We start from the raw sequence: 24185 nt of genomic DNA, 5'->3' as shown, positions 1-24185 counted from the left end.
ACGCGATCTTGCACCGGCTCGGCCCCCGGCGATGCGATTGTCAGCATCGTTGGGGGCCGAATCCGTATGCACCGCGGGCGCCGGGCCCGCTGGCGCGATGCTAGACTCTCTGGAGAGGATGAAGCCGCGACGGGGCGGGCGACGATGGGTCGTCGCCGGCTAGGAGGAGGCAGCATGGGTACCCAGCTGATACGGGAGTTCTGCGCGGAGAACTTCGAGAACGTTCCCGCCGCGATCGCCGCGCTCGCGGCGCGCATCGAGCTCTGCGACAACCTCGCCGTCGGCGGCACGACGCCGTCCGCCGGCGTCATCGAGGCCGCGGTCGCCTACGCGCACGCGCACGGCGCGCGCGTCATGAGCATGATCCGCCCGCGCGGCGGCGACTTCGTGTGCTCCGAGGCGGAGCTCGCGATCATGGAGCGCGACATCGAGGTGGCCTTGGGGTTTGGCGCGGATGGTATCGTGCTCGGCTGCCTGGTCGACGCCGGCGGGGCCTTCGGGCTCGACGTGGCCGCCCTCGAGCGCCTGGTCGGGCGCGCCCGCGCGTGCGTCTCGGGCCGGGAGGAGCTGCTCGACGTCACCTTCCATATGGCGTTCGACGCCCTTCCCGCCGCGCGCCAGGAGGACGCGATCGATACCCTCGTCCGCCTCGGCGCCACGCGCATTCTCACGCATGGGGGTACGGCCGGCACGCCGATCGACGCCAACCTCGAGCGCCTGCGCGAGCTCATCGCCTATGCCGCGGGCCGGATCATCATCCTCCCCGGTGCCGGCATCACCTACGCGAACGCCGAGCGCATCGCGTGCGCCCTCGGGGTGCGGGAGGTGCACGGCACCAAGATCGTCGACATCGCCGGTGCGCGCGGGCGGGCGTGAGAGTGCGCCGCCGCATTGCGCTCGCCGTCCTGGTGGCGGCACTCTGCGTCGCCGCGGGCGCGGGGCTCGTCTACGCGGTGCCGCGCCTCGTCATGGTGCCGGATGAGGCGATGACGGCGCGCTATCCCCTCGAGCCCGCGCCGGTCGATTTCGATGGCGATGGCGTGGACGACTACGCGGACATCCTCGCGGGCGCCCGCGCCGACGCCGTCGCGGCCCCCGCCTACGACGACGGCTACTACGAGGGCGGCTACCCGCCGGAGGGGCGGGGCGCGTGCACCGATACCGTGTGGCGCGCGTTCGCTCGGGCCGGCTACGACCTCAAGGCGATGGTCGACGCGGACATCGCGCGCGACCCCGCCGCCTATGCGCAGGTGGCGCCCGATCCCGACCCCAACATCGATTTCAGGCGCGTGCGCGTGCTCGACGTCTTCTTCTCGCGGTATGCCCGGGTGCTCACGACCGATACCTCGGATGTCGCGGCGTGGCAGGCGGGCGACATCGTGGTCTTCGGCGGCGGCCGGCATATCGGGATCGTGTCTGACCTGCGCGACGCGAACGGCACGCCCTTCATCATCCACAACATGGGCCAGCCCCGTCGCGAGGAGGATTACCTCGCCTACCCGTTCAGCATGCTGCCGACCGCGCATTACCGCTTCGACGCCTCGCAGGTGTCCTCCGAAGTCCTAAGATAGGGGACGGACGCGTCGACGGAGGGGGTTCTATGGACACGGGATACCAAGAGGCGGTCGCGGCGGCGCTCGCGCTCATGGACGCGCGGCCCGAGCGGCGCGGTCTGCTGCCGGTCTCGGAGCCGCTGCGCCTCGGTCGCTCGGAGCTGCGCTATGCCGACCCCGCCCACGGCGTGCTCACGCAGCTCAAGATCGGCGGCTGCTACTTCGCCGCGCCGTTTAGCGAGGAGGGCGCCCGCGAGCTCTTCGGGCGGATCCCCGCCGGCGCCCTGGTGTCGATCGCCGGCGCCGGCTACGCGCCGCTCCTCGAGCCCGATATCGAGCCGTCGTGCTACGACCTGTGGGTCTATGAGGGGGCAGGGCCCGTCGACGGAGGGGCGGCGGAGATCTCCATCCGCCCGCTCGACGTGGCGGACCTCGATGCGATCGAGCGCCGCTACCACATGCTTGATCACGAGGTCATCGTCGACCATCTGGAGTGCGGCTGGGTATACGGGGGCTTCAACGGCACCGGCGAGCTCGTGGGCTTCATCGGCGAGCACACCGAGGCGTCCATGGGGATGCTCGAGATCTTCCCGGAGCATCGACGCCGCGGGTACGCCCGCGCGCTCGAGGCGGCCCTCGCCAACAGGATCCTCTCCGAGGGGCGCGTGCCCTACGGGCACGTGGCTCCCGGCAACGTGGCCTCCCGCGCGCTCCAGGAGCGCTTGGGCCTCACGATAGCGCCACCTCGCTACTGCTGGGTCAAGCGCCCGGCATAGGGCAGGCGATTGCGGCATGCCCGTTCGCGCGGGCAGGGCGCCAAGCGGCCGTCGGGTGCTGCGAGCGGTGCATCAGCCGGCGTAGTGCCTGAGGCACATCCCGATGAAATCGCGCATCTCTGCGCGGAAATCGTGCTCGGCCTCGGCGCCGAGCTCGCGGAGCGCCTGCACGACGAGGGGGTTGCTGTGGCATATACCCGCCGCCCCGACGGCATGGAAGTACACGCTCTCGATGAGCGGCTGGACCTGTGCGCGGTCGATGGGGAGCAGAAGCGGGAGACGCTCGGCCAGGGCCTCGACGTAGGCGAGGTAGCCGCGCTTGAACTCGATGAGCCGCTCGAGCGTGACGTTCGTCTCGATGATCGCGGAGAGGATCTCACCCAAGCGGAAGTAGCGCTGGTGCGCGTTGGCGATACCCGCCCAGACCTCGGCGACGACATCCGCGGCGAGGCCGCAGCCCTCGGGGAGCGCAGCGAGCAGCGCCTCGAAGTACGCTCCGTACTCGTCGGCATCGACGAGCAGGAAGATCTCCTCCTTGGTGGCGACGTACTTGTACAGGTTCGCGCGCGACCAGCCGAGCTCGTCGGCGATGGTGGTGAGGGTGATCTCGTGATAGGGGCGCGTCTCGAACTGGCGCGCCGCAGCCGCCTTGACCTCGGCTATGCGCTGGGCCTTCTGCTCGTCGCTCCGCGCTCGGATGAATTCGGTCATGTCGTCTCCAACGTCTTCTCCTGGCAGCACTATACCATAGGCGACGGATAGACGGATAATCGAAAAACTAGCGACGATACGATAACAAAACAGTTTACAAGTGACATAACGTTGCTTATAGTAGGAGCCAAGAACCGGCCGGCAACGGGTTCTGCCCGTCCGCGAGGGTGGGGCGCCGCGCCGAACCGGATGGAACAGCCTGATGAAAGGATGGGCGATGGGCAAGACGTTGGTGGCGTACTTCTCCGCGAGCGGATCGACGGCGCGCGTGGCGCACGAGATCGCCGAGGCGCTCGCCGCGGACCTGTACGAGATTGCTCCCGCGGAGCGCTATACCGCGGCGGACCTCGATTGGACGGACAAGGGGAGCCGCAGCTCGCAGGAGATGGCGGATGATGCATCCCGCCCCGCGCTCGCCGGCGAGCTCCCCGGGATGGAGGCCTACGACACGGCCTTTCTGGGCTTTCCCATCTGGTGGTACGTGGAGCCGCGCGCCGTCGACACCTTCGTCGAGGGTGCGGGCCTTGCGGGCAAGACGGTCATCCCATTCGCGACCTCGGGCGGGAGCGGCATCGCGCAGGCTGAGCGGCGCCTGGCGTCCCTGCGCCCCGACGCGACGTGGATGCCCGGCCGGCTGCTCAACGGTAGCGGGGCGGCCGCGTGGGCACGCGAGGCCCGCGCGTAGCCGCGCCGTTGCGCTCGCGGAACGATATCGACAGCAAAGGGGTTGAGATGACAGCAAAGGTCTACTTCACACGCGACATCACACCGGAGAACGTGGTCAGGCTCTACCGCATGCTCGGGGTCGAGCTTCCCGGGAAGGTCGCCGTCAAGGTGCACTCCGGCGAGCAGGGCAACCAGAACTACCTCACGCCGGAGTTCTGGAAGCCCATGGTCGAGGCGGTCCATGGCACCATCGTCGAGTGCAACACCGCCTATGGCGACGCCGCGGGCGGGGTGCGCGACCATACCGAGGCGCACTGGAAGCTCATGGAGGAGCACGGCTGGGCTGAGCTCTTCGACGTCGACATCATGGACGCGGAGGGTCCGGACGTGGTCTGGCCCATCGTGGGCGGGCTCCAGCTCAAGGAGAACCACGTGGGCAAGCACATCCTCGACTACGACTCGATGCTCGTGCTCGCGCACTTCAAGGGGCACCCCATGGGCGGGTACGGCGGCGCCTTGAAGCAGCTCTCCATCGGCTGCGCGAGCCGTGCGGGCAAGGCGCTCATCCATTCCGCCGGCGTGACGGACGACCGCTACGCGTGCTGGGAGAAGCATTCCAGCAAGAGCGCGTTCCCCGAGGCCATGGCCGACGCCGCGATGACCGTGCACGAGCACTTCGCGGGCAAGATCGCGTACGTGAACGTGATGAAGAACCTCTCGGTCGACTGCGACTGCTGCGTGGTCGCCGAGGACCCCTGCATGGCGGATATCGGCATCCTGGTCTCGACGGACCCGGTGGCAATCGACCAGGCGTGCATGGACCTCATCATGGGCTCCGAGGACCCCGGCGTGGGCCATTTCCTGGAGCGCGTGGTGAGCCGCAACGGCATCCGCACCATCGCCGCGGCCGCGCAGCTGGGATACGGTACGCGCGACTACGAGCTCGTGGAGTGCTGACGCGGCGGTGCGTCGCGACTCAGATTGATTGACCCTGTGAGCGGGTCGAAGGAGTGCTGTCTTATGAAGAGCAATATCGGAACCAAGCCCGCGCTCTATCCCGTGCCCGTGATCGTGGTGGGCGCCATGAACGGCGACGAGCCCACCTGGACGCTCGTCGCGCACACGGGCATCCTGAGCCACAGCAAGATCATGGTGAGCCTTGCCGGCGCGCACTTCATCAACCAACACATCAAGCGGGCCGGCGTGCTCTCCGTGAACGTGGTCGACGAGTCCTGGCTCGACCGCGCGGACTTCTGCGGCAGCGTGAGCGGCGCACGCGAGAGCAAGGCCGAGGTCTTCGCCTGGACGGCGGGCGAGGCCGGCGCGCCGCTCGTCGACGACGCCAAGCTCTCCATGGAGTGCCGCGTGGAGGACGTCTACGAGGTGGATCGCTTCGAGAACTTCGTCTGCTCGGTGGCCGGTATCTATGCGGACGACGCGGTCCTGACCGAGGACGGCAAGGTCGACGTGGCGGCGCTCCGCCCCGTGCTCTTCGAGATGCCCACGTACACCTACCTGCGCACGGGCGAGAAGATCGCCGACTGCCTGAGCTTTTCCAGGGTCCGTGCGGCCGAGGCCGCCAACGAGTAGTTTGAATCTCCCCCGTTTCCGTTGACACATCGAGTTCCGTTTGGGCATGATGCCGTAAACGGGGAGAGGGGGCATGGGACGGGGCATCCGTCGCCCAGGTATCCGGCAGAGCTCGAGCAGCAGGCGGTGAGGCTGCACGGGGAGCGGGGCGGTACCTACGCGGAGACCGCCCGCGAGCCCGGCGTCGACCCGGGGAGCCTGTCGGACCGGGTCAAGAGGGCCGACGCCGCGCAGGCGCCGGCAGGGGACAACCCCTCCCAGATGGCGGAGGACCTCCGCGGGCCGAGGCACGAGAACGAGCGGCTCAGGCGCGAGAACGGGATACCTTTGAAAGCGAGCGCCTTCTTCGCCAGCAGGCGGCTGTAGGCTCGCAGGCGGAGGGGGCGAGGTTCGCTTTCGTCCTGCTCAACGAGGGCGCCTGGAGCATATCCGAGATGCGCGCGGCCCTCCATGTCACCAGGCAGGGCCACCGCGCATGGAGAAAGCGGCCGCCGAGCGCGCACGACCTGCGCGACGCCGAGCTGGCCGCGGCGATCTCCGAGATATGCGCCGCCAGCCGCGGCACCTACGGCGCCCCCAAGGTCTTCGCCGAGCTCAGGCGCTCCGGCGAGCGCACGTCGCGCAAGCGCGTGGCGCGCATCATGCGCGACAACGGGTGGGCCGGCACCACCAGGGGCGGCGCCAGGCGCCCGAGGAGCGCGGCCAAACCGGCCGCCCCGCAGGCCAACACCGCGCCCGACCTGGTGCGCCGCGACTTCGCCGCGGGCGGCCCGAACCGCGCGTGGTTCGCGGACATCACCTACGCGAGGACCCACCAGGGATGGCCCTGCCTGGCCGTCTTGATGGACGTGTGGTCGAGGAGGGTCGTCGGCTGGTCGATGTCGGCGCGCATGACGGCGGAACTGGCCGACGACGCGCTCAGGATGGCGATCGCCCGCAGGCGCCCTCCCGAGGGCTGCATCCATCACAGCGACCACGGCTCGCAGTACGCCTCGCTGCTGCTCGGCAAGACGATGCGGGAGGCCGGGATCGAGCCGTCGATGGGATCGATATCGTCGCTGTGGGACAACGCGGCCATGAAGTCGCTCATGGGCATCATCAAGGCCGAGTGCGTGCACGCGCGCACCTTCGAGAGCCGCGACCAGGCGGCGCTCGAGATCTTCGAGTACATCGAGTGCTCCTGCAACAGGGCCAGGACGCACTCGGCGCTGGGGAACCTCAGCCCCGAGGAGTTCGAGCGGGCCAACCGGCCCGAGGACGATCGCCGCCTGAAGGCGGCGTAGGGGTGTAAACGAAATCGGGGTAGATTCAGATTCATGACCACGCTCTACGCGACGGCAGATGACTCGTCTGCGGCGGCGGCCGACGTGGATCGGCTTCTCGAGGAGAACCCTGCGCTCGCCACCTGGGACGGCGTCGTCGACGAGCGGGCCGAGGCGCACCGGTCTGAGGCGCTCTACGGCGCCATACGGGCGCTCCTGTCGACCTTTGGCGTGGCTGCCGCCGCCGTCGGCGTGGCGAGCGCGTTCAACTCCTCGGCCGCGAGCGTGCTTTTGCGCGCGCACGACTTCGCCGTGCTGCGCTCCGTCGGGATGGGTGAGCGCGACCTGAGGAGGATGCCCGCGCTCGAGTGCGCGCGCACGGCAGCATGGGGCCTCGCGCTGGGACTCGCCGCCGCGCTCGCGCTCGGCGCCTGGATCGGCACGCAGGGCGGCCTCACCATGCGGAGCCTGGGGCTCGAGGTGCCGTGGGCGCACGTCGTAGGCGCCGTGGCACTGGTGGCGCTCGCCCTTCTCGCCAGCTGCGCCCACGCGCTGCGCCGCCTGCGGGCCGCACCGCTCATCGACGCCCTCCGCACGGAGTAGCCCCCCGCGCGGGCGCCAGCGCGCGGCCCTGTTCGGATTTGGGTTCGCTGCAGGGACCTCAAGAGTCTCCGCAGCAGAGCACTTTCAGCGTTTCCGCAGGCAGTACGCGTGCGGCCTCTTATCGCTCGCTCCTAGAGGACCTCACGACGAACCCAAATCCGTTGGGGGCTTGTCGGTTGAATGTAGGGTCTTCGGGAAGACAGGTCAGCGCTCGACGTTGACCGCGATGCTTCCGCTTGACACCGCGCGAACTGCCAGCTTGAGCAGGTTGTCATAGCCCGTCTTCGCGAGCATCTCGGAAATGTGCCGCTTTACCGTGCCTTCGCTCATGTACAGCGCCGCCGCTATCTCCCTGCGGCTCTTCGCCTGACAGGTGAGATACAAGATCTTGAGCTCGAGCTCGTCCAGCAGCTCGACTTCGGGGGCATCACCCTTCCGAGATGAGGGAAAGGTCGAGTACCCCTCTACGGTGGATCGAATCACCGACAGCAGGTCGTCCGTCCTGACGTTCTTATAGATAAAGCTGTCAACGCCCGCCTCACGCGCCTGGCGGACAAAGGTCACGTCCGACATGCCCGTCATGATGACCGTCTTCACCTGCGGGCGAGCCTCCCTGAGCTTCCTCGCGGCAATGATGCCGCTCGAATTGTTCTCCGTGCACACGTCGAGCAGCGCCACGTCAATCTCACGGCCAGCATCGAGGTCGAGCACGTCCGCCGCATCGGCGAGCGAGGCGACGACCTCCATGTCGAGCTCGCGATTGATGGCGGCAACCAAAGAGTCCCTCAGCATGGTCTGGTCTTCCACGACCACAACGCGAATCACCCTCATCGCTCTCCTTCCTCGACGGCCTGGCCCACGGCACCAAAAGCGTGGCGGGGCACGACCGCGCGTACCGTAAACGTGGGGGTCGGCTCCACGTACAGGACCCCGCCCACCTCCTCCACCGCCAGACGCATTCCCGGGATGCCCGACCCACACGCCTCGGCCGCTTTGAGCGGCGTCCCGTTGTCGCAAATCGACAGAGACCAGCATGCCCGACGCCCGTGCTGCCCGTCCCTCCCGCCCGAATCCGCACCCTCGTCCGTCGATTCGAGCCTCACCTCGACCGAAGTCGCGCGCGCGTGGCGCACGGCGTTCGTCACCGCCTCCCTCACGACGCGAACAAACGCATCCGCCACCTCGTCGCGGTCGGGAAGAGAGCCGGAAACGTCTATGCCGACACCAATCAGCTCGAACGCCTCGATGACCGACATCAGGTCTGCCTTGGGGTCGGCCTGCTCGCGAATGGCCAAGTCGGCCATGATGGTGTCAACCATCTCTCGGAGATTGCCCAGATGGCTACGAGAGAGGTCCCCGTCTTCGAGCGCGCGGTGAAGAATCGACAGACGCTGTCCGATGACGTCATGCACTCGCGCACGCATGTGGGCGAGCGCGTCGAGCTCCGCCGTCGCATCGACAACCGCAAGAGACGCGCGCAGGTGGTCCTCCACGAGCGCAAGCTCGGCGTTGGTCGCGTCAAGCTCCTCGTTGAGCTTCATGAGCTCCGTTACGTCCGTCGCGATCACGCGCCCGCAATGCCCCATCCCCAACCGGACCACATCGAACACGAGACGCCATCTGGTCGAGTTGGGGGCCGTTATCCACGCCTCGCCCACGTCACCATTTGCATCCAGCATGCACTCGTGAATCTCTCGCGCATCTGACAGCAATATCCGACGCACCTCGCACGCGTCGACGAGCACGCTCCGACACCCCAGCGTCTCGAGAAGGCCGCGCATGGCGTCGTTCATCACGAGAATCCTGCCATCCGCCTTGTAGCAGAGTATCCCCTCCTGAGCCGTGTTCACGACTTCGGCGAGCGAGAATCGCGTGACGAGCTCGCCACCACGTCGGTAGTCAAGCGCGACGCAGGCAAGCGAGCGAGACGTCATGAATGCCACGCCAATCGCCACGACCCAGGGCCATGCACTCCCGAGAAGCCATACGAAGGGAGGGAGCCAGCATGCCATGACCACAAGCTCCGCGACCATGATGGGGCGCCGCGCCACGAGCGCCAGAATCGTCCCCCAGAGAACGGGCGCGACGTTCACCCAGCTCGCATCGATCGCCGGCACGCAAAACGAGCGCGACCACAGCGACACGTAGGCGTAGTTCGCGCAGGCCTCGCGAAGAATCACAGAGGCGAGCAGCAGGTGCACCATCAGCAGGGCCTCGTACACCAGCGTGCCGACGTGCATCGGGCTCTCTCGCCAGAGCGCCAGAACGAAGAGATGCGCCCCCTGCAAGGCCATTGCAAAGAGGCAGGCGGTACCCAGCAGCAGCAATGAGACGTCGTTGAGGTGAAACAGGACCTCCACGCTACCTCTCCTTCCTCACGACCACAACGAGCACAAGCGACCCCTCTTCCCCCGTGAGGCGATAGGCCACGTCCCTCCCATCGAGCAACACGCGCAGCTCCTGCATCTCCTCGGATTCGGCGAGGTTGCAAAGCTCCCCCGTGGAGAGCGCGAGCCGCATCTCTATCGCGCCGTCGCTGTAGTCGGAGAAGTACATCATGAGAACGGGGTCCACGCAGTACAGCGACGCGATCGAGAAGTCGTACAGGCAGTCGTACAGCACGCTCACGGCATCGACCGGGATCATCTCGCCGGTCTCGACGAGCGCTCCGCAGCTCACCCCCGCGGTCTGGAGGTCGGTAACGAGCTCACCCACGATGAGTTGGAGCTTCTCGCGCTCGAAGTCGCAGTCGCTTCGACACGCGAGCACGATGCCGCCCTTGCGCTTGCAATACGAGATGAGCATCTTGGCAATCGTCAGCTTGAAGACCGCCTCGTCACCCGGCAGGCCCTCAACCTGGCACATGAGCTCCCGGGCCCTCCCAAGCGCCTCGGAGATGGACTGGTCAACCTCGTCGTAGAGCGCCCTTTCGCTCTCCTGCTTGCGGAGGCGCTCGCGCATCAGGCGCTCCTGCTCGAGCAGTGCACAGCTTGAGCGAAGGGCCGCGTGCCGTTGCTCGAGCACGCGTCGGCGCGAGGAGACGGCCGAGATGTCCTCGGTGACCAGCGTGATGCCGCCCGAGACCCTCTGGGCGTGATACACGACATCGGGGGTCGCGTCAGAGATGAGCCGTACGGGCCCCGTCACGCACGCCTCGACGCAGGACCGCCCCTGGGGCGAGACGGGGCCGGCCTGAAACGTCGCGTAGATGGGACCATCCCCCCTCTCGGCAGAGAGGGAGAACACCTTCACGTCCATGGGGAGGGTCTGGAACAGGCGCCCGTAGTGAGCGAAGGCCGGAATGATGCCGAAGTCGAAGCACAGCTCGATTGCCACGCATACGAACCACGTATAGCTGAGAGAGAAGTTGCCCGAGAAGAAGAACGGGACGCGCAGCACGTAGGCCAATCCGTACACGACCGCCAGCGCGCAGACGAGCGACACGGTGACGATTGCGCCCCTGAGCTGCCGATACGCGTTTGCAAAAAGCAAGGCAAAGAACGCGACGAACTGACCGACGGCCATCGCATACACCACGTAGTACAGAGGCGCGTACTCGTAATTCTCAGACCAGTCGGGGTCTGTGGCATCAAAGGAGAAGACCGCGTGGTGGATCCCGTTGGTGAACACCACCACCAGAAGCAAGGCGTTGATCGCGAGGAGTGCCCTCCCGCACCTCACGACGGCAGGGCGGCCATCCACGCCGGCAGCCCGAAACGCCGTGAACACGCACAGCATGGGGACGAGCAGGATAGGAACGTAGAAGCAGTACCACAGGAGCTCGACGGCGGGGTCCCAAACCACGGCGTATTTAACGATGACGACGAGCATCCAGCCGGCAAACAACATGAAGCAGCCGGCCATGTACCTACGAACCAGAGGATCGAAGCACCGCCAGCACGAAAAGGGACCCCATATCGACAGGATGGCGACCGTCGCTGCCATGTGAGGCGTCGTGTTGTAGTGCCCAAGGGGATAGAACGCGTCCCGGTCGGCCGAACGCCAGATATCGTGGTCGAGAAGACCCTCCGACAAGAGCAGCAGCACGATGATCGCAAGGGCACATGCGGCGCAGGCGACGAGGACCTGACGCCTGTCGGCAGCTCGCACGCGTGCGGCGGCCTTTCGAACCATCGACGCAATCCCTGACATCGCGACACCCCCGCTCGACCCGATCCTAGTCCATTGTACGCAACGCCGCCCCCCGAACATGGGACATCAGGCGCGCAATACCCGCCAAGCCTGGGCCGCAGGGGCATCGCCCGCAAACGCGACGCGCTCTATTGTAAGGTCAACGCCACAAAGGCGGCAAGCCGAAGCGCCAGCGCATCGGTGGCGCCCTAGGAGAAGGGATTGCCATGGGACTCTTTGGAAGCCTCTTCGAAAAGAAGTCATGTGACATCTGCGGCAAGGAGCTCGGCCTGCTGGGAAAGCGCAAGCTGGAGGACGGCTATCTCTGCAAGGACTGCGCCGGGAAGCTCTCCCCCTTCTTCAGCGAACGCCGCAGCTCCACGGTACAGGACATCAGGGAGCAGCTTGCCTATCGCGAGGAAAACAAGGCACGCGTCTCCTCCTTCACGCCCACGCGCACGCTCGGCCAGCGAACCCGCGTGCTCATCGATGATGACGCGCGCGCATTTGCCGTCGTGCCCGCTGGGTCCGGCTGGCGCGAGGCCAACCCCGACATCATCGACTTCAGCCAGGTCACAGGCTGCATCGTCGACGTACGAGAGACGCGCACCGAAATCGAGCGCGAACTCGAGGATGGGACGAGCGTGAGCTACGACCCGCCGCGCTACGACATCGACTACGACGTATACGCAATCGTTCAGGTCAACGCCCCGTATTTCGATGAGATCACCGTCAAGGCAAACACCTCTCGCATAGAGACCCAGGGCTCCCCCGACTACCGCGAGGCCGTGCGCATAGCCGAGGAGATTCGCGAGGCGCTCCTCGGCGCTCGTGACGCGGTTCGCGACGAGGCCGTTGCCGCCGCCGCTCCCAAGGAGGCGCGTACCTGCCCGTTCTGTGGAGCCACGACCTTCCCCGACGCCAATGGCCGCTGCGAGTACTGCGGAGGAGCCATGGGCTCGGCTTAGGGGCAGCCGAGACTCACCATCCCGTCCTTCCGACACCGTCATTGGAGGCAACCATGGGACTTCTCAAGGCTGGCACCGGAGCCGTCGGCGGCGTTCTCGCCGATCAGTGGCGTGAGTTCTTCTACTGCGACTCGTTGGACGCCAACGTCCTCGCCGCGAAGGGCCAGAAGAGGACCTCAGCACACGGGCGCAGCTCAAATACCAAGGGCGAGGACAACGTCATCTCCGATGGGTCAATCGTCGCCGTCAATGAGGGCCAGTGCATGATCATCGTCGAGCAGGGTGCCGTGGTCGAGGCCTGCGCCGAGCCTGGCGAGTTCGTCTTCGAGAGCTCCAGCGAGCCGAGCGTATTTGCCGGCAACCTCGGCGACAGCATCAGGCGTTCGTTCGAGACGCTGGGCCGCCGCTTCACCTTTGGCGGAGACACAGGCCGTGACCAGCGCATCTATTTCTTCAACACCAAGGAGATCGTCGGCAACAAGTACGGTACGGCATCCCCGGTCCCCTTCCGCGTGGTCGACAGAAACATCGGCCTGGACGTGGACATCGCGGTGCGCTGCAACGGCGAGTACTCCTACCGCCTCACCGACCCGCTGCTGTTCTACAAGAACGTGTGCGGCAACATCCAGGACGTCTACACCCGCGACAGGATTGACTCCCAGCTCAAGAGCGAGCTGCTCACCGCCCTGCAGCCCGCCTTCGCGAAGATTTCGGAGATGGGCATCAGGTACAGCGCCGTGCCCGGGCACACCATGGAGCTCTCTCGCGCCCTCAATGAGGTTCTGAGTGACAGCTGGGCGGAGACGCGCGGCATTCAGGTCGCGGCCTTCGGGGTAAACACCATCTCGGCGTCGCCCGAGGACGAGGCGATGATTAAGGAGCTGCAGAAGGCCGCGGTCATGCGCGATCCCACCATGGCAGCCGCGAACCTGGCAGCCGCGCAGTCCGATGCCATGCGTACCGCCGCCTCCAACGAGGGAGGGGCCATGGCGGGATTCATGGGGCTGGGCCTCGCCGGCATGGCCGGCGGCATGGGAGCAGGCAACCTATTTCAGATGGGAGCCCAGCAGCAGGCGACCCCGCCCGCCCCTGACGCCGCACCTGCCTCACCAAACACCTGGGCCTGCGGCTGCGGCGCAGTCAACGTGGGCAAGTTCTGCATGGAGTGCGGAGCGCCCAAGCCGAGTACCGCTGGCTCATGGACCTGTAGCTGCGGGTCCGTAAACACAGGCCGCTTCTGCCCCGAGTGCGGATCCCCGAGACCGGAGACCGCCGAATGGACATGCAGCTGCGGGGCAGTCAACACGGGCAAGTTCTGCATGGAGTGCGGAAGGCCACACTCTTGACGGTAGCGTACGAGCAAGGAGGGTATCATGAAGAGAAATCGGTTTGTCTTGGCGCTTGCCACCGTGGTAGCGATTTGTCTTGCCTTGGTGGGCTGCAGCGGAAGCGGCGGGGGCGGAGACCCGACAAAGGCTTTCCTAGGTACCTGGGAATTGACCGAAGCCCCGGATCTTACCTCAGAAGACATCGACCTCATGAAGGCGTTAGGCATCTATTGCTATGTTGACCTGCAGGATGAGGGCAGGGCAGAGCTCAATCTCATGGGAGAGCTTCTCGAAGGCACGTGGGAGGCGAAGAGCGCGAGCGAGTGCGACATCACCTTCGAGGGCGAGACCGTCACAGCCACTCTGGAGGACGATCTTCTCAGTCTCGACTTGGACGGTGAGGTGATGTCCTTCAAGAAACTCAGCGACGAAGACGCGACCAAGCTCAAGGAAGACGCCGCGAGTGCCCTCGATTGGCTCGCGGAGTCCGAGGAAGGAGAGGATGCCGGAAGCTCCTGGGGTGACGATGAGGAGATCGTCGAGGAGGTCAATCAGCAGATCGTGAACGATGACACCTGCACTATCGAGATCGTAAACAAGAAGACCGACTGGGCGGGCGACTCCGGCTACACCCTGAGGATTACCAACAACTCCGCCTCTGACATCTCGGTAGACGCCTCGTGGGGCACCTTCTCCGTAAACGGCATCATGGCCGACCCGGTGCTGAGCGAGACCATCAAGCCCGGCTGCACCGCCGAGACATTCATGTGGTTCGGACAGAGCGACGTCCCCGACCTCGCGTCCCTCGTTTCCGTTGAGGGCGAGCTTGAGGTCTATGACGCGAACACCTACGAGACCATCGCGACGTACTCATTCGCCGCATAGGCGCTGGCATACGGCCTTCCATACGCGCGCCTGAAGCCCGCATCGGTCTGGGCGCCCTTCCAGTAGCAAGGCATCCGGAGGGGCGCCCGGTTCCATCTTCCAGTAATCCCTAGTCAGTTAGAGGCCGTCCCGCCCACCAACTCCTCCGGTGGCGGGACGGCCTCGCTCTGGCACCGACCGAGACGCCGCCTCTACTTGTCGGTCCTCTCGATCCTACGCCTCGTCACGCTCGTGGACGTGAAGATGTCGGCCTTGTCCGTCAGATCAAACGTCTCGCGCCTCATGAACCCATTCGCCTGCGTCGCCTCTCGGGCGGTTCTCATCTCGGAATAGAAATAGAGGCAGGTGACGATAGCCACTAGCGCGGGAACGCCAAATTGGGCTGCAAGTCTCAGTGTCTTGTCGTCCTCGAACAAATCAAACACCGAGGTTGCGGCGATCATCATACCAAGCGCAACAGCGAAAATGCCCACGAACCACGCGGCGACCTTACTCGCAGCAATCGGAAGGTCGCCGACGAGCTTCCCGGTCTGGCCGTTCATGGCAAAGAGAAATCCCCTGCCACCCCACGTGGTGTATAGCACCCACACTGGCAGCAACGCAAATGTAGCCTCCTGCCAAGACGCTTTCGCGTCGCAACTCTCCGTGCAAACCGAGTCGTATCCGGTCACAGTGTCCCGAAGAACGTCCTCCATGGTCGAGATGATGCGTCGCTCGGCTCGATCCCGGCACTCCTCCTGACCCAAGTCGAAGCGATTGGCAGCAAACCCAGGAAGCCTGGTTGCCGCAGTACGGGCACTCCGTGATCGCGGCCGTGGCGTCACACACGAGCTCGGCGGCGCATGAGGCGCAGGTGTAGGTCCTCATGGGCGCGACGTCATGTGTCGGCCCCGTCGGGGGCAAAGTATCCGTCATCCGGGAATCGGCGCGCTCAAGGCGAGGCGCGAAGGCCGCCTCGACCTCCGCCACCGTAAAGCTCGAGTCGCAGTAGCCGCACCGCAGCTCTCCCGTCCCCGTGAGTGAGCTGTACTCTTTTATCGGACAGGGAGTCCGAGGTGCCCGTAACCCCGGATAATACCTATCTATAAGTTTCCGAGAGAAGGTGCAGGCAGACATGGGACAGAACCCCGCCACCAAGTACACCGAGGAGTTCCGCCGGGAGACCGCGGACTACATCATCTCCTCCGGCAGGCCGATAACCGAGTGCTGCAAGGAGCTCGGCCCGAACTCCAAGACGGTCAACGCGTGGGTCGTCAAGCGCAGGCGCGAGCTGGGGGGGGGCGCCGGCGCCCCGACCGGGGACCCCGACGCCGAGCTCAGGCAGCTCAAGAAGAGGGTGCGCGAGCTGGAGATGGAGAACGAGTTCCTGAAAAAAGCCGCGGCCTTCTTCGCCGGGACCCAGGGGTAGCCGAGCACTACCTGCTGATGGAGGCGGAGAGGGCGGACCACCCGATCGGCATGATGGCGAGGCTGCTCGGCGCGAGCAGGTCCGGCTTCTACGACTGGCTGAAGCGCGGGCGCTCGGACCCGTGGGCCGACGCGCGCGACGCGGTCATGGCGCGCCGGGAGGCCTCCGGCGGCCGGCTCGGCGCCCGGACGGTGCGCGTGCGGCCCGCCGCCCGGGGCATGGGCCTCGCGCTCTACCGCGTGCGGAAGCTCATGCGCGAGCTGGGCATACGCGGCGTCGTGCAGAACGCGAGGAAGGTGACGACCGTGCCCGACCCGGGCGCGCCCGGGCGCCCCGACCTGGTGCGCAGGCGGTTCCGCCCGCCGGTGCCCACCACCGTGCCCGTGGGCGACATCACCTACCTGCGCACGGGCCGGGGGTGGCTCTACCTGGCCGTGGTCATCGACCTCGCGACCAGGATGGTCGTCGGCTGGTCGATGTCGGAGCGCATGGCGGCCGCGCTCGCCGTCTCGGCGCTGGAGATGGCCCGCTCGCGCGGCTACGTGGCCGGCGGCGCGATCTTCCACTCCGACCGCGGCTCCCGGTACACCTCGAGGGCACTCGCCGACTGGGCCGCCGCCAACGACGTGAGGCTGTCGGTGGGCCGCACGGGCAGCTGCCACGACAACGCCGTCGCCGAGTCGTTCTCCGCCACGCTCAAGAACGAGATGTACTCGCTCGGGAGCCGGGCGACCCGCGACGAGGCGCGGCGCGCCGTCTTCGAGTACATCGAGGGCTACTACAACAGGCAGCGCCCCCACTCGACGATCGGCTACCAGATCCCGGCCGAGCGCATGGACGCCTTCATGGGGCGCATCGAGGCCGCCCTAGCGGGCGACGGGGAGACCGGAGGGGAGGTGCCGCTGGCCGCCTAGAACCGACCGCTCCCTGTCCGATATGTTGAGACAGATCAGGGTGTAAACGAAATCGGGGTAGATTCATCCGCGCGGAGGAGGGCAACGTCCGATACCGCTACTTCCAGCCGCTCGACGACCCCGAGACGGTGCTGCTCGTTGACGCCTGGTCAGACCAGGCGGCGCTCGACGCGCACCACGCCTCGCCCATGATGGGCAAGATCGCGGAGCTGCGCGACAAGTACGACCTGCACATGACTGCGGAGCGCTATGTGACCGACGACGCCGGCATGCCCGCTCGCGACCAGGCCTTCATTCGCGAGTGACGAGGCGCTCGCCGCCGTCACCCCTACCGGATGAAGTTCGTCGTCTCGCCGGCCTCCTGCGTCGGCGGCTCCACGCCCGCGGCGCGCCCCGCCTCGAGGCACCTGAGCATCCAGGCCATGTTGCGCCCGAGCTGGCGCATGGTCCAGAGGCCCTCGGCATCCTGCTTGGTCTCTTCGGCGGCATTGCCGTGCACGTTGTTCCAGTAGCGCGAACTCACCACCGGCATCTGAGCGATGGTGAAGAACTTGTTGATGTCGTCGAAGGCCGAGGTGGTGCCGGCGCGCCGGGCGCTCGCCACGGCGGCCGCCGGCTTGTAGGCGAGCACATCCGGCTCGCCCGCGCGGCCGTTGCTGTAGAAGAGGCGGTCCATGAAGCCCAGAAGCGACGCCGCAGCGTGCGCGTAGTGTACCGGAGCGCCAAAGACAAAGCCGTCGGTCTCGGCGGCCTTGGGCCTAAACTCGTTCACCACGTCGTCGAACGCGCAGCGGCCCAGCCTGGCGCAGCCGCCGCAGGCCACGCACCCGCCCACGGGCCGCGCGCCGATCCAGAAGACCTCCGCCCCGATGCCCTCCGACTCGAGCGTGCGCGCCACCTCCTCGAGCGCGCGGTTGGTGCTTCCCGCCCTGTGCGGGCTGCCGTTCACGAGCATGACCTTCATGGCTCCTCCTTTTGACGACGGAAGTGGTTCGAGGATTGTCTTCCTCAATTATTGCAGGCTATCGAGGAAAAGGCGCGCAGGGTGGGAGAGTGCGACATCGCGCTTCCAGGCGAGATCGATGACCGAGACGAGCGGCGGGAAGAGCAGGCGGAACTCCAGCCCCGTACCCGGGCCCACTGTCGTGAGCCCGTCGAAGGAGACCATGCGGCCAACGCCCTCACGCGCGAGCAGCGCGCCGTTGAAGGCGAGGTTGTACGTCGCGGCGATGCTGGTTTCGGCGGCTCGCTCGCCGAACCACGTGGCGAGAAGGCCGGTGAGGCGGGCGCCCCTGGCGTGGCGCTCCGGCACGACGAGCGGCGCGTCGAGAAGGTCGGCGGGGCTTATGGCCTCGTGCGCGACCAGCGGGTCGTCGTCGCGCATGAGGACGCCCCAGGCGTCGGTGGGGGAGAGGCGCAGGTGGGCGTAGCGGTCTACGTCGGGGTAGCTCATGAGCACGGAGAAGTCGTCGACGCCGTGCTCCAAGCGCTCGATGAGGTCCGGCGCGTTGCCGCTGTGCAGATGGAAGCGAACGCCGGGATACCTTTCGCGAAAGGCGCGCACGTGGCTGGCGATCACGCGCAGGCCCTCCGACTCGCCCGCGCCGATGAAGACATCGCCCTCCACGATGTCTTCGCCACGCACGAGGTCCGAGGCGGTCTGGTCCGCGAGGCCGACGATCTCCTGCGCGCGCCGTTGCAGGTAGAGGCCCCGTTCGGTGGGCGTGACGCTGCGGCTGTGGCGCTCGAGGAGCGGGGTGCCGAGCTCGCGCTCGAGGGCCGCGATCTGCCGGGAGAGCGCGGGCTGCGTCACGTGCAGCGCCTCGGCGGCGCGCGACATCGTGCCGTGCTCGCAGACAGCGAGGAAGTAGCGAAGGGTTCTGAGTTCCATGTGTGCTCCCATAAGAGAATGGAATACCACGATATGAGATATAAGCAATTGTAGTGAAACTATCTCCGGTAGAGAATGGAGCCAAGGAGGAACTTCACCAGGCTGAAGGGTTGGCTATGGGGATCGAGCTCAGGATAGGCGAGATCATGGTGCCCATCGAGCTGAACGGGTCCCCCGCCGCCCGCGCGCTCGCGGCGCGGCTTCCGCAGGTGCTCCCTATGAGCGTCTCGAGCGTGGGATGCTGTGGGCAGTTGGGTTTCCCGCTGCCGCACGATGCCGCCGACGTCCATCCCGGCTGGTCCGACGGCGACCTCAACTACAAGCCCGAGGGCGACTGGCTCGCGCTCTTCTTCGACGACGAACGCAACTCCGCGCGCTACGGCGGCCAGGTCACGCTGGGTTACGCGGTGGGTCCGCTCGACATGCTGCACGGCCTCTCGGGAACCCGCGACGTTCGCATCGAGCTGAGCAATTAGCTGGTTGAGAGAGGAGAAACGATGTCACTATCTGCAGGCATGACTGAATTCGAGATGACCGACCCGGAGTTCGCGGAGCGCTTCGCGTACTTCGCGGGCGAGGAGGTCCCCGGCGAGCCCGCGGCCGCGCTTCCGGCGCGTGAGCGCTACCTCGCGATCCTGGCGGCGCTGCTCGGCTGCCAGGGTGCCGAGCAGTTCCGCGTCACGCTTGCCGAGGCCCTCGATCTCGAGGCCGTGACGCCCATCGAGGCTCGCGAGGTCGTCTACCAGGGCACGGCGTACCTGGGTATCGGCCGGACCCGCCCGTTCTTCTCGGCTATGAACGAGGTGTTTGCCCAGAAGGGCGTGGAGCTTCCGCCGCCCGCGCAGGGCACCACGACGCTCGAGACGCGCGGTGTCGCGGGCAATCAGAAGCAGATCGACTATTTCGGCGAGCACATGCGCGAGAACTGGAAGACCGGTCCCGCCGAGCGTGCCAACGTGAACCTGTGGCTCGCCGAGAACTGCTTCGGCGACTACTACACGCGCGGCGGCCTCTCGGACCTCGATCGCGAGATGGTCACGTTCTGCTACCTCGTGGCGCAGGGCGGCTGCGAGCCGCAGGCCACCGCGCACGCCGGGGCGAACCTCAACCTAGGGCGCACGAAGGATTTCCTCTACCGCGTGGTCATGCAGATCCTGCCCTATATCGGCTATCCGCGTAGCCTGAACGCGCTGTCCTGCATCGATAACGCCGCCAAGTAGTTGCAGGGACAGCCCCTTCGACCCATCGAGTAAAGGAGGATAATCATGTCAGAGAACGCCTTCACCCCCATGTTCGGCCTGGGCGACCCCAACGACGGCTACGCCCGGTACTTCATCGGCAACTCGTACCTGAACCCGTTGACCGACGCCGCGGAGTGCGGCGTCGGCATGTCCAACGTGACCTTCGAGCCGGGGTGCCGCAACAACTGGCACGTCCACCACGCCGATAGGGGCGGCGGGCAGATTCTCATCTGCACCGACGGTCGCGGCTGGTACCAGGAGTGGGGCAGGGATCCTCAGGAGCTCATGCCGGGCACCGTCGTGGTTATCTCCGCCGGCGTGAAGCACTGGCACGGCGCCGCGCGCGACAGCTGGTTCTCCCACATCGCCTTCGAGGCACCGGGCGAGAACTGCTCGAACGAGTGGCTCGAGCCCGTCACGGACGAGCAGTATCCTGCGTAAACGCGCCCGCTCCGGCTCTTCCTCTGGGGCATCGCGTGTCGGGTTGGCACGCGATGCCCGATCCGTACCATTTTGTGAACAGCGAGAAAGGTGAACGATGGCGAATATGAGCGATACGACGCTCGGCCACTCCGACATCAAGATCCCGCGTTTGTGTATAGGCGGCATGAGCTTCGGGCAGGCATCGGCGGACTTCCACCAGTGGACCATCGGTCCGGACGAGACGCGGGCCGTGATCAAACGCGCCCTCGAGCTGGGTGTGAACTTCATCGACACGGCCAACTGCTACGCGCACGGCACGAGCGAGGAGTACATCGGTCGGGCTCTGCGCGAGCTGGGCGTGGCGCGCGATCGGGTGGTCCTTGCCAGCAAGGTGTTCTTCAACGAGGGCGGGCTCTCGCGCGGGGCGATCGAGCGCGAGATCGACGGCACGCTCGCGCGTCTGGGCACGGACTATCTGGATCTCTACATCATCCACCGCTTCGATTACGAGTCGCCCATCGAGGAGACCATGGAGGCGCTGGACTCCCTCGTGCGCGCCGGCAAGGTGCGTGCGATCGGCACGAGCGCCATGTACGCCTACCAGCTCCACAACATGCAGGTCGCGGCCGAGCGGAACGGCTGGACCAAGTTCACGAGCATGCAGTGCCATTACAATCTGCTCTACCGCGAGGACGAGCGCGAGATGATCCCCGTGTGCCGCCAGTTCGGGATGGCGCTCACGCCGTACAGCCCGCTCGCCTCGGGGCACCTGTGCCGCCCCACCTGGGATTCCGCGAGCACGCGCTCGACGACCGATGCCGCGATGCGCAACAAGTACGACGCCGACCGCGAGCGCGACATGCCCATCGTCGAGCGCGTCTCCGAGGTGGCGGGGCACCATGGCGTGCCGATGGCGCGCGTCGCGCTCGCCTGGCAGTGGTCGCGCGGTGTGGCGGCGCCCATCGTGGGCTGCTCCACGCCCGAACGCGTGGATGACGCGGTGGCGGCGCTCGATGTTGCGCTCACGCCGGATGAGGTCGCCTACCTCGAGGAACCGTATGTGGCGCATGAACTCGTGGGCCCGGCGGCGCGCCCCGGCGAGAAGCCGCTTGCGGGCACCACGAACCCGAACGCGAAATAGGGCAGCAGATAGGTCCTCAAGACGGGGGGTTGTGCAACTCGTTGCGGTATTCGGTGCGAACTTTTCCTATGGACGTGGAGATGTCAGAGATGCACTTCCGTGACCTGCGGTTTTAATAATTGAAAATCCGTGTATCGCGCAGGGTCGCGTTTTTCGCACCGAATACCGAAACGAGTTTGTCGAGCGGCCCGATGTCCGCGCGGTATTCGCCGCAAACGGGGCCGCCAAGGAGGCGACGCATGCCGCGTGTGCCGGTATCGCGAGGGCGGGTCCCTTGCAGCACGTGGAAGGAAGTCGTGAACGCATGGTTGAGCCGGCGGGAAGTGTATAGATTCTGCGCAGAAGCGCATATAACCTGCCGCTCCCAGACGCCGGGCGGCTGCTTGCGTAATCGACCGCTTCGCGTCGGCATGAATCTGCGATGATGGTTCCGGGTAAGAAGCCGCGCGCGGAGGTCCCGGCGCGGTAGATGCAAGGAGGTTCGCATGGACTACAAGATCACCGGCTACGAGCCCGAGAAGCTCTACCACTTCTTCGAGGACATCAGCGCCATCCCGCGCGGGTCGGGCAACGAGAAGGGCATCAGCGACTTCCTCGTCGCGTTCGCCAAGGAGCGCGGCCTTTGGGTCTACCAGGACGAGGTCAACAACGTCATCATCAAGAAGCCCGCGAGCGCCGGCGCCGAGGGTGCCCCGGCGGTCATGCTACAGGGCCACATCGACATGGTGTGCGACAAGCGCGCCGGCGTCGAGCACGACTTCGAGCGCGACGGCATCGACCTCGTGGTGACCGACGGCGTCCTCACGGCCAACGGCACCACGCTCGGCGCCGACAACGGCATCGCTGTCGCCCTCATGATGACGGTGCTCGACGACGACTCGCTCGTCCATCCGGCGCTCGAGTGCGTGTTCACCACGGACGAGGAGACCGGCCTCATCGGCGCCGAGACGCTCGACAAGTCGCAGATCGACGCGCGCATCATGGTGAACCTCGACTCCGAGGAGGAGGGCGTCGCCACGGTGAGCTGCGCCGGCGGCGTCGTGGTCACGCTCACGCGCCCGGTGACCCGCGAGCACGTCAAGGGCTCGACCCTCACGATGGAGATCTCGGGCCTCATGGGCGGCCACTCCGGCCAGGACATCGACCTCGAGCGCGGCAACGGCGACCTGCTCATGGCCCGCATCATCGAGAAGCTCATGCGCACCGGCGAGCCGCGCCTGGTGAGCATGAACGGCGGCACGAAGGACAACGCGATCAACCGCGAGTGCACGGCCGTCCTCATCTACGCCGACGCCGCTGCCGCCCAGGCCGCTGCCGAGACCGCCCAGGCCGTCGTCGACGAGATCACCGCTGAGCTCGAGGTCTTCGACCCCGGCTTCACCTGCACCATCGAGGTCGCCGACAGCGTCGAGGCCGACGCGATCGACGACGCCTCCGCCCACGCGCTCATCAGCGCGCTGCGCCTCGCCCCCAACGGCGTGATGCGCCGCAACGTCGCCGCCGACGGCTTCGTCGAGGTCTCCTCGAACATCGGCGTCGTGCAGACCTCCGACGACCAGGTCCTGTTCCTGATGTCGCCGCGCTCTTCGATCACTTCGCTGCAGGAGGACGTCAAGGAGCGCATGCAGACCCTCGCCGACGCCTTCGGCTTCGACGCGGCCTTCGAGAACGAGTACCCCGGCTGGAGCTACGTCGAGCACTCGCCCGTGCGCGAGATCTTCCAGGAGAGCTACCGTGAGCTCTTCGGTACCGAGCTGCGCATCGAGTCGATCCACGCCGGCCTGGAGTGCGGCCTGTTCGCCGAGGCGCTGCCCGGTCTCGACGCGATCGCCGTCGGCCCCACGCTCGCGAACGTGCACACGCCCGACGAGTGCATGGAGCTCGCGTCCTCCGAACGCTTCTACCAGCTGCTCGTCGACTGCCTGCGCCGTCTCGCCGCGTAGGAGCATGGCCGAGCGGCCAGCTTAGCACCCGATCTTGGAGCCCCGTCCGCCGTCTCGGCGGGCGGGGCTCGCTTGCTCTATAATGCGGCGGAGAGGCGGACATGAGGAGGTTCGGATGGCGAAGGGGCGCACACGGCGGGAAGATGCACCGCGGGAGGCCAAGCCCGCGCCGCGCATGCCCGTCTGGCTCAAGCGGGCGATCTGCTTCGCCGGCGCCGCGCTGCTCGCTTGGTTCGCCGTTTCCACCTGCTACGTCATGGTCATCCAACGGGCCGGTATCCCGATCGGTATCGTGGGGACGATTGTGTTCGCCGTGATGGCGGTCCATCTCGTCCGCGCGGGCCTCGCGGACGGTTCCTGGCGCGTCGAGCGCTGATCTTCCGCGCCCACCTGGGCGCGCATGTTTTCGGGAGGTTCCCCATGTCCGAGCAAGCGGGTCCCCGGACCGAGCGCTACAAGTTCTTCAACCACAGCTCCTGCGAGTTCTACCCATGCCACGACATGCCGGCAGACGAGCTCAACTGCCTGTTCTGCTTCTGCCCGCTCTACGCCCTGGGTCCCGACTGCGGGGGCAATCCCACCTACGTGGGCGAGAACCATGACATCAAGGACTGCAGCCGCTGCACGCTGCCGCACCGGCGCGAGAACTACGACTACCTGATGCGCCAGTTCGAGCGCATCAAGGAGCTGGCGGCGAGGCGCTAGCGTCGGCGGCGCGCTGGCGCTAGCGGCGCGCTGACGCTAGCGGCGC

At 66.5% G+C, this 24185-nt stretch carries 26 protein-coding genes and 3 pseudogenes; 22 read left to right on the top strand and 7 right to left on the bottom strand.

All coding sequences use genetic code 11. The annotated features are described in order from the left end of the window. The first annotated feature begins 174 nt into the window (after window positions 1–174). Genes FS885_RS04570 through FS885_RS04560 form a run of 3 tightly spaced genes read left to right on the top strand, consistent with a single transcriptional unit; the run spans window position 175 to window position 2329 of the window. On the top strand, window positions 175–876 hold the full coding sequence (locus FS885_RS04570) for a copper homeostasis protein CutC (RefSeq protein WP_342777735.1): 702 nt from the start codon (window positions 175–177) through the stop codon (window positions 874–876). Between the two features lie 2 nt (window positions 877–878). Continuing rightward, window positions 879–1571: a DUF1287 domain-containing protein gene (locus tag FS885_RS04565; protein WP_222419879.1), complete on the top strand. Its 693-nt coding sequence runs from the start codon at window positions 879–881 to the stop codon at window positions 1569–1571. Window positions 1572–1600: 29 nt separating this feature from the next. Then, entirely contained in the window at window positions 1601–2329 is a 729-nt protein-coding gene (locus tag FS885_RS04560; protein ID WP_144743819.1) for a GNAT family N-acetyltransferase, read from the top strand. A gap of 72 nt (window positions 2330–2401) precedes the next feature. On the opposite strand, the gene FS885_RS04555 is transcribed toward FS885_RS04560, so the two are convergent. Further along, complete coding sequence (locus FS885_RS04555) at window positions 2402–3040, bottom strand: TetR/AcrR family transcriptional regulator (protein WP_144743818.1); 639 nt, start codon at window positions 3038–3040, stop codon at window positions 2402–2404. Between the two features lie 217 nt (window positions 3041–3257). Between FS885_RS04555 and FS885_RS04550 the strand changes: the two genes are divergently transcribed. The 6 genes and pseudogenes from FS885_RS04550 to FS885_RS04525 all read left to right on the top strand — a co-directional run bounded on the left by FS885_RS04550 (window position 3258) and on the right by FS885_RS04525 (window position 7161). Further along, window positions 3258–3725, top strand: coding sequence for a flavodoxin (locus FS885_RS04550; RefSeq protein WP_144743817.1), 468 nt, complete (start codon window positions 3258–3260; stop codon window positions 3723–3725). A gap of 47 nt (window positions 3726–3772) precedes the next feature. Beyond that, window positions 3773–4663, top strand: coding sequence for a DUF362 domain-containing protein (locus FS885_RS04545; protein WP_144743816.1), 891 nt, complete (start codon window positions 3773–3775; stop codon window positions 4661–4663). A 63-nt stretch (window positions 4664–4726) separates the two neighbouring features. Further along, on the top strand, window positions 4727–5296 hold the full coding sequence (locus FS885_RS04540) for a flavin reductase family protein (protein WP_144743815.1): 570 nt from the start codon (window positions 4727–4729) through the stop codon (window positions 5294–5296). A 21-nt stretch (window positions 5297–5317) separates the two neighbouring features. Next, on the top strand, window positions 5318–5662 hold the full coding sequence (locus FS885_RS04535) for a transposase (protein WP_144743814.1): 345 nt from the start codon (window positions 5318–5320) through the stop codon (window positions 5660–5662). Beyond that, window positions 5644–6579 (top strand): annotated as a pseudogene (locus FS885_RS04530) (IS3 family transposase); the annotation flags it as partial. The gene FS885_RS04535 and the pseudogene FS885_RS04530, both read left to right, overlap by 19 nt. Window positions 6580–6612: 33 nt before the next feature. Next, the gene (locus FS885_RS04525) at window positions 6613–7161 is read left to right on the top strand and encodes an FtsX-like permease family protein (RefSeq protein ID WP_144743812.1); all 549 of its coding nucleotides are present in this window, start codon (window positions 6613–6615) and stop codon (window positions 7159–7161) included. A 204-nt stretch (window positions 7162–7365) separates the two neighbouring features. Here FS885_RS04525 and FS885_RS04520 read toward each other — a convergent pair whose 3' ends face one another. Genes FS885_RS04520 through FS885_RS04510 form a run of 3 tightly spaced genes read right to left on the bottom strand, consistent with a single transcriptional unit; the run spans window position 7366 to window position 11295 of the window. Then, a complete protein-coding gene (locus tag FS885_RS04520) occupies window positions 7366–7992 on the bottom strand; it encodes a response regulator transcription factor (RefSeq protein WP_246060775.1) in 627 nt (208 codons plus the stop codon). Next, window positions 7989–9521 (bottom strand): sensor histidine kinase, encoded by a 1533-nt coding sequence (locus tag FS885_RS04515; protein ID WP_144743811.1) that lies wholly within the window; start codon window positions 9519–9521, stop codon window positions 7989–7991. The genes FS885_RS04520 and FS885_RS04515 overlap by 4 nt, the downstream gene beginning before the upstream one ends. Before the next feature lies 1 nt (window position 9522). Next, window positions 9523–11295: a hypothetical protein gene (locus tag FS885_RS04510; RefSeq protein ID WP_144743810.1), complete on the bottom strand. Its 1773-nt coding sequence runs from the start codon at window positions 11293–11295 to the stop codon at window positions 9523–9525. Window positions 11296–11519: 224 nt separating this feature from the next. Here FS885_RS04510 and FS885_RS04505 point away from each other — a divergent pair, with 224 nt between their 5' ends. Genes FS885_RS04505 through FS885_RS04495 form a run of 3 tightly spaced genes read left to right on the top strand, consistent with a single transcriptional unit; the run spans window position 11520 to window position 14473 of the window. Further along, entirely contained in the window at window positions 11520–12260 is a 741-nt protein-coding gene (locus FS885_RS04505; protein ID WP_087217125.1) for a DUF4428 domain-containing protein, read from the top strand. A gap of 53 nt (window positions 12261–12313) precedes the next feature. Next, window positions 12314–13606, top strand: coding sequence for an SPFH domain-containing protein (locus FS885_RS04500; protein ID WP_144743809.1), 1293 nt, complete (start codon window positions 12314–12316; stop codon window positions 13604–13606). 27 nt (window positions 13607–13633) lie between these two features. Further along, window positions 13634–14473 carry a hypothetical protein gene (locus tag FS885_RS04495; protein ID WP_144743808.1) on the top strand — a complete coding sequence of 280 codons (840 nt, stop codon included), beginning with the start codon at window positions 13634–13636 and terminating at the stop codon, window positions 14471–14473. Window positions 14474–14664: 191 nt separating this feature from the next. Here the strand turns inward: FS885_RS04495 and FS885_RS04490 are convergent, their stop codons facing one another. Next, complete coding sequence (locus tag FS885_RS04490; protein WP_144743807.1) at window positions 14665–15168, bottom strand: hypothetical protein; 504 nt, start codon at window positions 15166–15168, stop codon at window positions 14665–14667. Window positions 15169–15587: 419 nt separating this feature from the next. On the opposite strand from FS885_RS04490, the pseudogene FS885_RS10070 reads away from it, so the two are divergent. From FS885_RS10070 to FS885_RS04480, 3 genes and pseudogenes are all read left to right on the top strand, one after another. Beyond that, a pseudogene (locus tag FS885_RS10070) lies at window positions 15588–15821 on the top strand (transposase); the annotation flags it as partial. After that, window positions 15719–16795, top strand: coding sequence for an IS3 family transposase (locus FS885_RS04485; RefSeq protein ID WP_186365781.1), 1077 nt, complete (start codon window positions 15719–15721; stop codon window positions 16793–16795). The pseudogene FS885_RS10070 and the gene FS885_RS04485, both read left to right, overlap by 103 nt. A 62-nt stretch (window positions 16796–16857) precedes the next feature. Next, window positions 16858–17100 (top strand): annotated as a pseudogene (locus FS885_RS04480) (putative quinol monooxygenase); the annotation flags it as partial. A gap of 23 nt (window positions 17101–17123) precedes the next feature. On the opposite strand, the gene FS885_RS04475 reads toward FS885_RS04480, so the two are convergent. After that, window positions 17124–17759, bottom strand: coding sequence for a flavodoxin family protein (locus FS885_RS04475; RefSeq protein WP_144743804.1), 636 nt, complete (start codon window positions 17757–17759; stop codon window positions 17124–17126). Window positions 17760–17807: 48 nt separating this feature from the next. Then, on the bottom strand, window positions 17808–18686 hold the full coding sequence (locus FS885_RS04470) for a LysR family transcriptional regulator (RefSeq protein WP_186365780.1): 879 nt from the start codon (window positions 18684–18686) through the stop codon (window positions 17808–17810). A gap of 116 nt (window positions 18687–18802) precedes the next feature. On the opposite strand from FS885_RS04470, the gene FS885_RS04465 reads away from it, so the two are divergent. The 7 genes from FS885_RS04465 to FS885_RS04435 all read left to right on the top strand — a co-directional run bounded on the left by FS885_RS04465 (window position 18803) and on the right by FS885_RS04435 (window position 24139). After that, complete coding sequence (locus tag FS885_RS04465; protein ID WP_144743802.1) at window positions 18803–19162, top strand: cyclophilin-like fold protein; 360 nt, start codon at window positions 18803–18805, stop codon at window positions 19160–19162. 21 nt (window positions 19163–19183) lie between these two features. Further along, a complete protein-coding gene (locus tag FS885_RS04460; RefSeq protein WP_246060774.1) occupies window positions 19184–19906 on the top strand; it encodes a carboxymuconolactone decarboxylase family protein in 723 nt (240 codons plus the stop codon). Between the two features lie 45 nt (window positions 19907–19951). After that, entirely contained in the window at window positions 19952–20368 is a 417-nt protein-coding gene (locus FS885_RS04455) for a cupin domain-containing protein (protein WP_144743801.1), read from the top strand. A 106-nt stretch (window positions 20369–20474) separates the two neighbouring features. Then, on the top strand, window positions 20475–21491 hold the full coding sequence (locus FS885_RS04450) for an aldo/keto reductase (protein WP_186365779.1): 1017 nt from the start codon (window positions 20475–20477) through the stop codon (window positions 21489–21491). A 485-nt stretch (window positions 21492–21976) separates the two neighbouring features. Beyond that, the gene (locus FS885_RS04445; protein ID WP_144743799.1) at window positions 21977–23434 is read left to right on the top strand and encodes an aminoacyl-histidine dipeptidase; all 1458 of its coding nucleotides are present in this window, start codon (window positions 21977–21979) and stop codon (window positions 23432–23434) included. Window positions 23435–23549: 115 nt separating this feature from the next. After that, complete coding sequence (locus FS885_RS04440) at window positions 23550–23810, top strand: hypothetical protein (protein ID WP_144743798.1); 261 nt, start codon at window positions 23550–23552, stop codon at window positions 23808–23810. A gap of 44 nt (window positions 23811–23854) precedes the next feature. Beyond that, a complete protein-coding gene (locus FS885_RS04435; protein ID WP_144743797.1) occupies window positions 23855–24139 on the top strand; it encodes a cysteine-rich small domain-containing protein in 285 nt (94 codons plus the stop codon). Window positions 24140–24185: the final 46 nt, after the last annotated feature.

The organism is Enorma burkinafasonensis (genome assembly GCF_902150035.1).
Taxonomy (GTDB): domain Bacteria; phylum Actinomycetota; class Coriobacteriia; order Coriobacteriales; family Coriobacteriaceae; genus Enorma; species Enorma burkinafasonensis.
The sequence above is the reverse complement of the archived record's forward strand: the minus strand, read 5'-3'. Positions and strand labels throughout refer to the sequence as shown.

What these genes read in the sequence shown, in the direction of transcription:
- FS885_RS04570 (WP_342777735.1), top strand. Translation starts at nt 175, where the DNA reads ATGGGTACCCAGCTGATACGGGAGTTCTGCGCGGAGAACTTCGAGAAC.
- FS885_RS04505 (WP_087217125.1), top strand. Translation starts at nt 11,520, where the DNA reads ATGGGACTCTTTGGAAGCCTCTTCGAAAAGAAGTCATGTGACATCTGC.
- FS885_RS04545 (WP_144743816.1), top strand. Translation starts at nt 3,773, where the DNA reads ATGACAGCAAAGGTCTACTTCACACGCGACATCACACCGGAGAACGTG.
- FS885_RS04475 (WP_144743804.1), bottom strand. Translation starts at nt 17,759, where the DNA reads ATGAAGGTCATGCTCGTGAACGGCAGCCCGCACAGGGCGGGAAGCACC.
- FS885_RS04540 (WP_144743815.1), top strand. Translation starts at nt 4,727, where the DNA reads ATGAAGAGCAATATCGGAACCAAGCCCGCGCTCTATCCCGTGCCCGTG.
- FS885_RS04510 (WP_144743810.1), bottom strand. Translation starts at nt 11,295, where the DNA reads ATGGTTCGAAAGGCCGCCGCACGCGTGCGAGCTGCCGACAGGCGTCAG.
- FS885_RS04450 (WP_186365779.1), top strand. Translation starts at nt 20,475, where the DNA reads ATGAGCGATACGACGCTCGGCCACTCCGACATCAAGATCCCGCGTTTG.
- FS885_RS04495 (WP_144743808.1), top strand. Translation starts at nt 13,634, where the DNA reads ATGAAGAGAAATCGGTTTGTCTTGGCGCTTGCCACCGTGGTAGCGATT.
- FS885_RS04525 (WP_144743812.1), top strand. Translation starts at nt 6,613, where the DNA reads ATGACCACGCTCTACGCGACGGCAGATGACTCGTCTGCGGCGGCGGCC.
- FS885_RS04555 (WP_144743818.1), bottom strand. Translation starts at nt 3,040, where the DNA reads ATGACCGAATTCATCCGAGCGCGGAGCGACGAGCAGAAGGCCCAGCGC.
- FS885_RS04465 (WP_144743802.1), top strand. Translation starts at nt 18,803, where the DNA reads ATGGGGATCGAGCTCAGGATAGGCGAGATCATGGTGCCCATCGAGCTG.
- FS885_RS04520 (WP_246060775.1), bottom strand. Translation starts at nt 7,992, where the DNA reads ATGAGGGTGATTCGCGTTGTGGTCGTGGAAGACCAGACCATGCTGAGG.
- FS885_RS04560 (WP_144743819.1), top strand. Translation starts at nt 1,601, where the DNA reads ATGGACACGGGATACCAAGAGGCGGTCGCGGCGGCGCTCGCGCTCATG.
- FS885_RS04440 (WP_144743798.1), top strand. Translation starts at nt 23,550, where the DNA reads ATGGCGAAGGGGCGCACACGGCGGGAAGATGCACCGCGGGAGGCCAAG.
- FS885_RS04460 (WP_246060774.1), top strand. Translation starts at nt 19,184, where the DNA reads ATGTCACTATCTGCAGGCATGACTGAATTCGAGATGACCGACCCGGAG.
- FS885_RS04500 (WP_144743809.1), top strand. Translation starts at nt 12,314, where the DNA reads ATGGGACTTCTCAAGGCTGGCACCGGAGCCGTCGGCGGCGTTCTCGCC.
- FS885_RS04550 (WP_144743817.1), top strand. Translation starts at nt 3,258, where the DNA reads ATGGGCAAGACGTTGGTGGCGTACTTCTCCGCGAGCGGATCGACGGCG.
- FS885_RS04455 (WP_144743801.1), top strand. Translation starts at nt 19,952, where the DNA reads ATGTCAGAGAACGCCTTCACCCCCATGTTCGGCCTGGGCGACCCCAAC.
- FS885_RS04470 (WP_186365780.1), bottom strand. Translation starts at nt 18,686, where the DNA reads ATGGAACTCAGAACCCTTCGCTACTTCCTCGCTGTCTGCGAGCACGGC.
- FS885_RS04445 (WP_144743799.1), top strand. Translation starts at nt 21,977, where the DNA reads ATGGACTACAAGATCACCGGCTACGAGCCCGAGAAGCTCTACCACTTC.
- FS885_RS04435 (WP_144743797.1), top strand. Translation starts at nt 23,855, where the DNA reads ATGTCCGAGCAAGCGGGTCCCCGGACCGAGCGCTACAAGTTCTTCAAC.
- FS885_RS04490 (WP_144743807.1), bottom strand. Translation starts at nt 15,168, where the DNA reads ATGGAGGACGTTCTTCGGGACACTGTGACCGGATACGACTCGGTTTGC.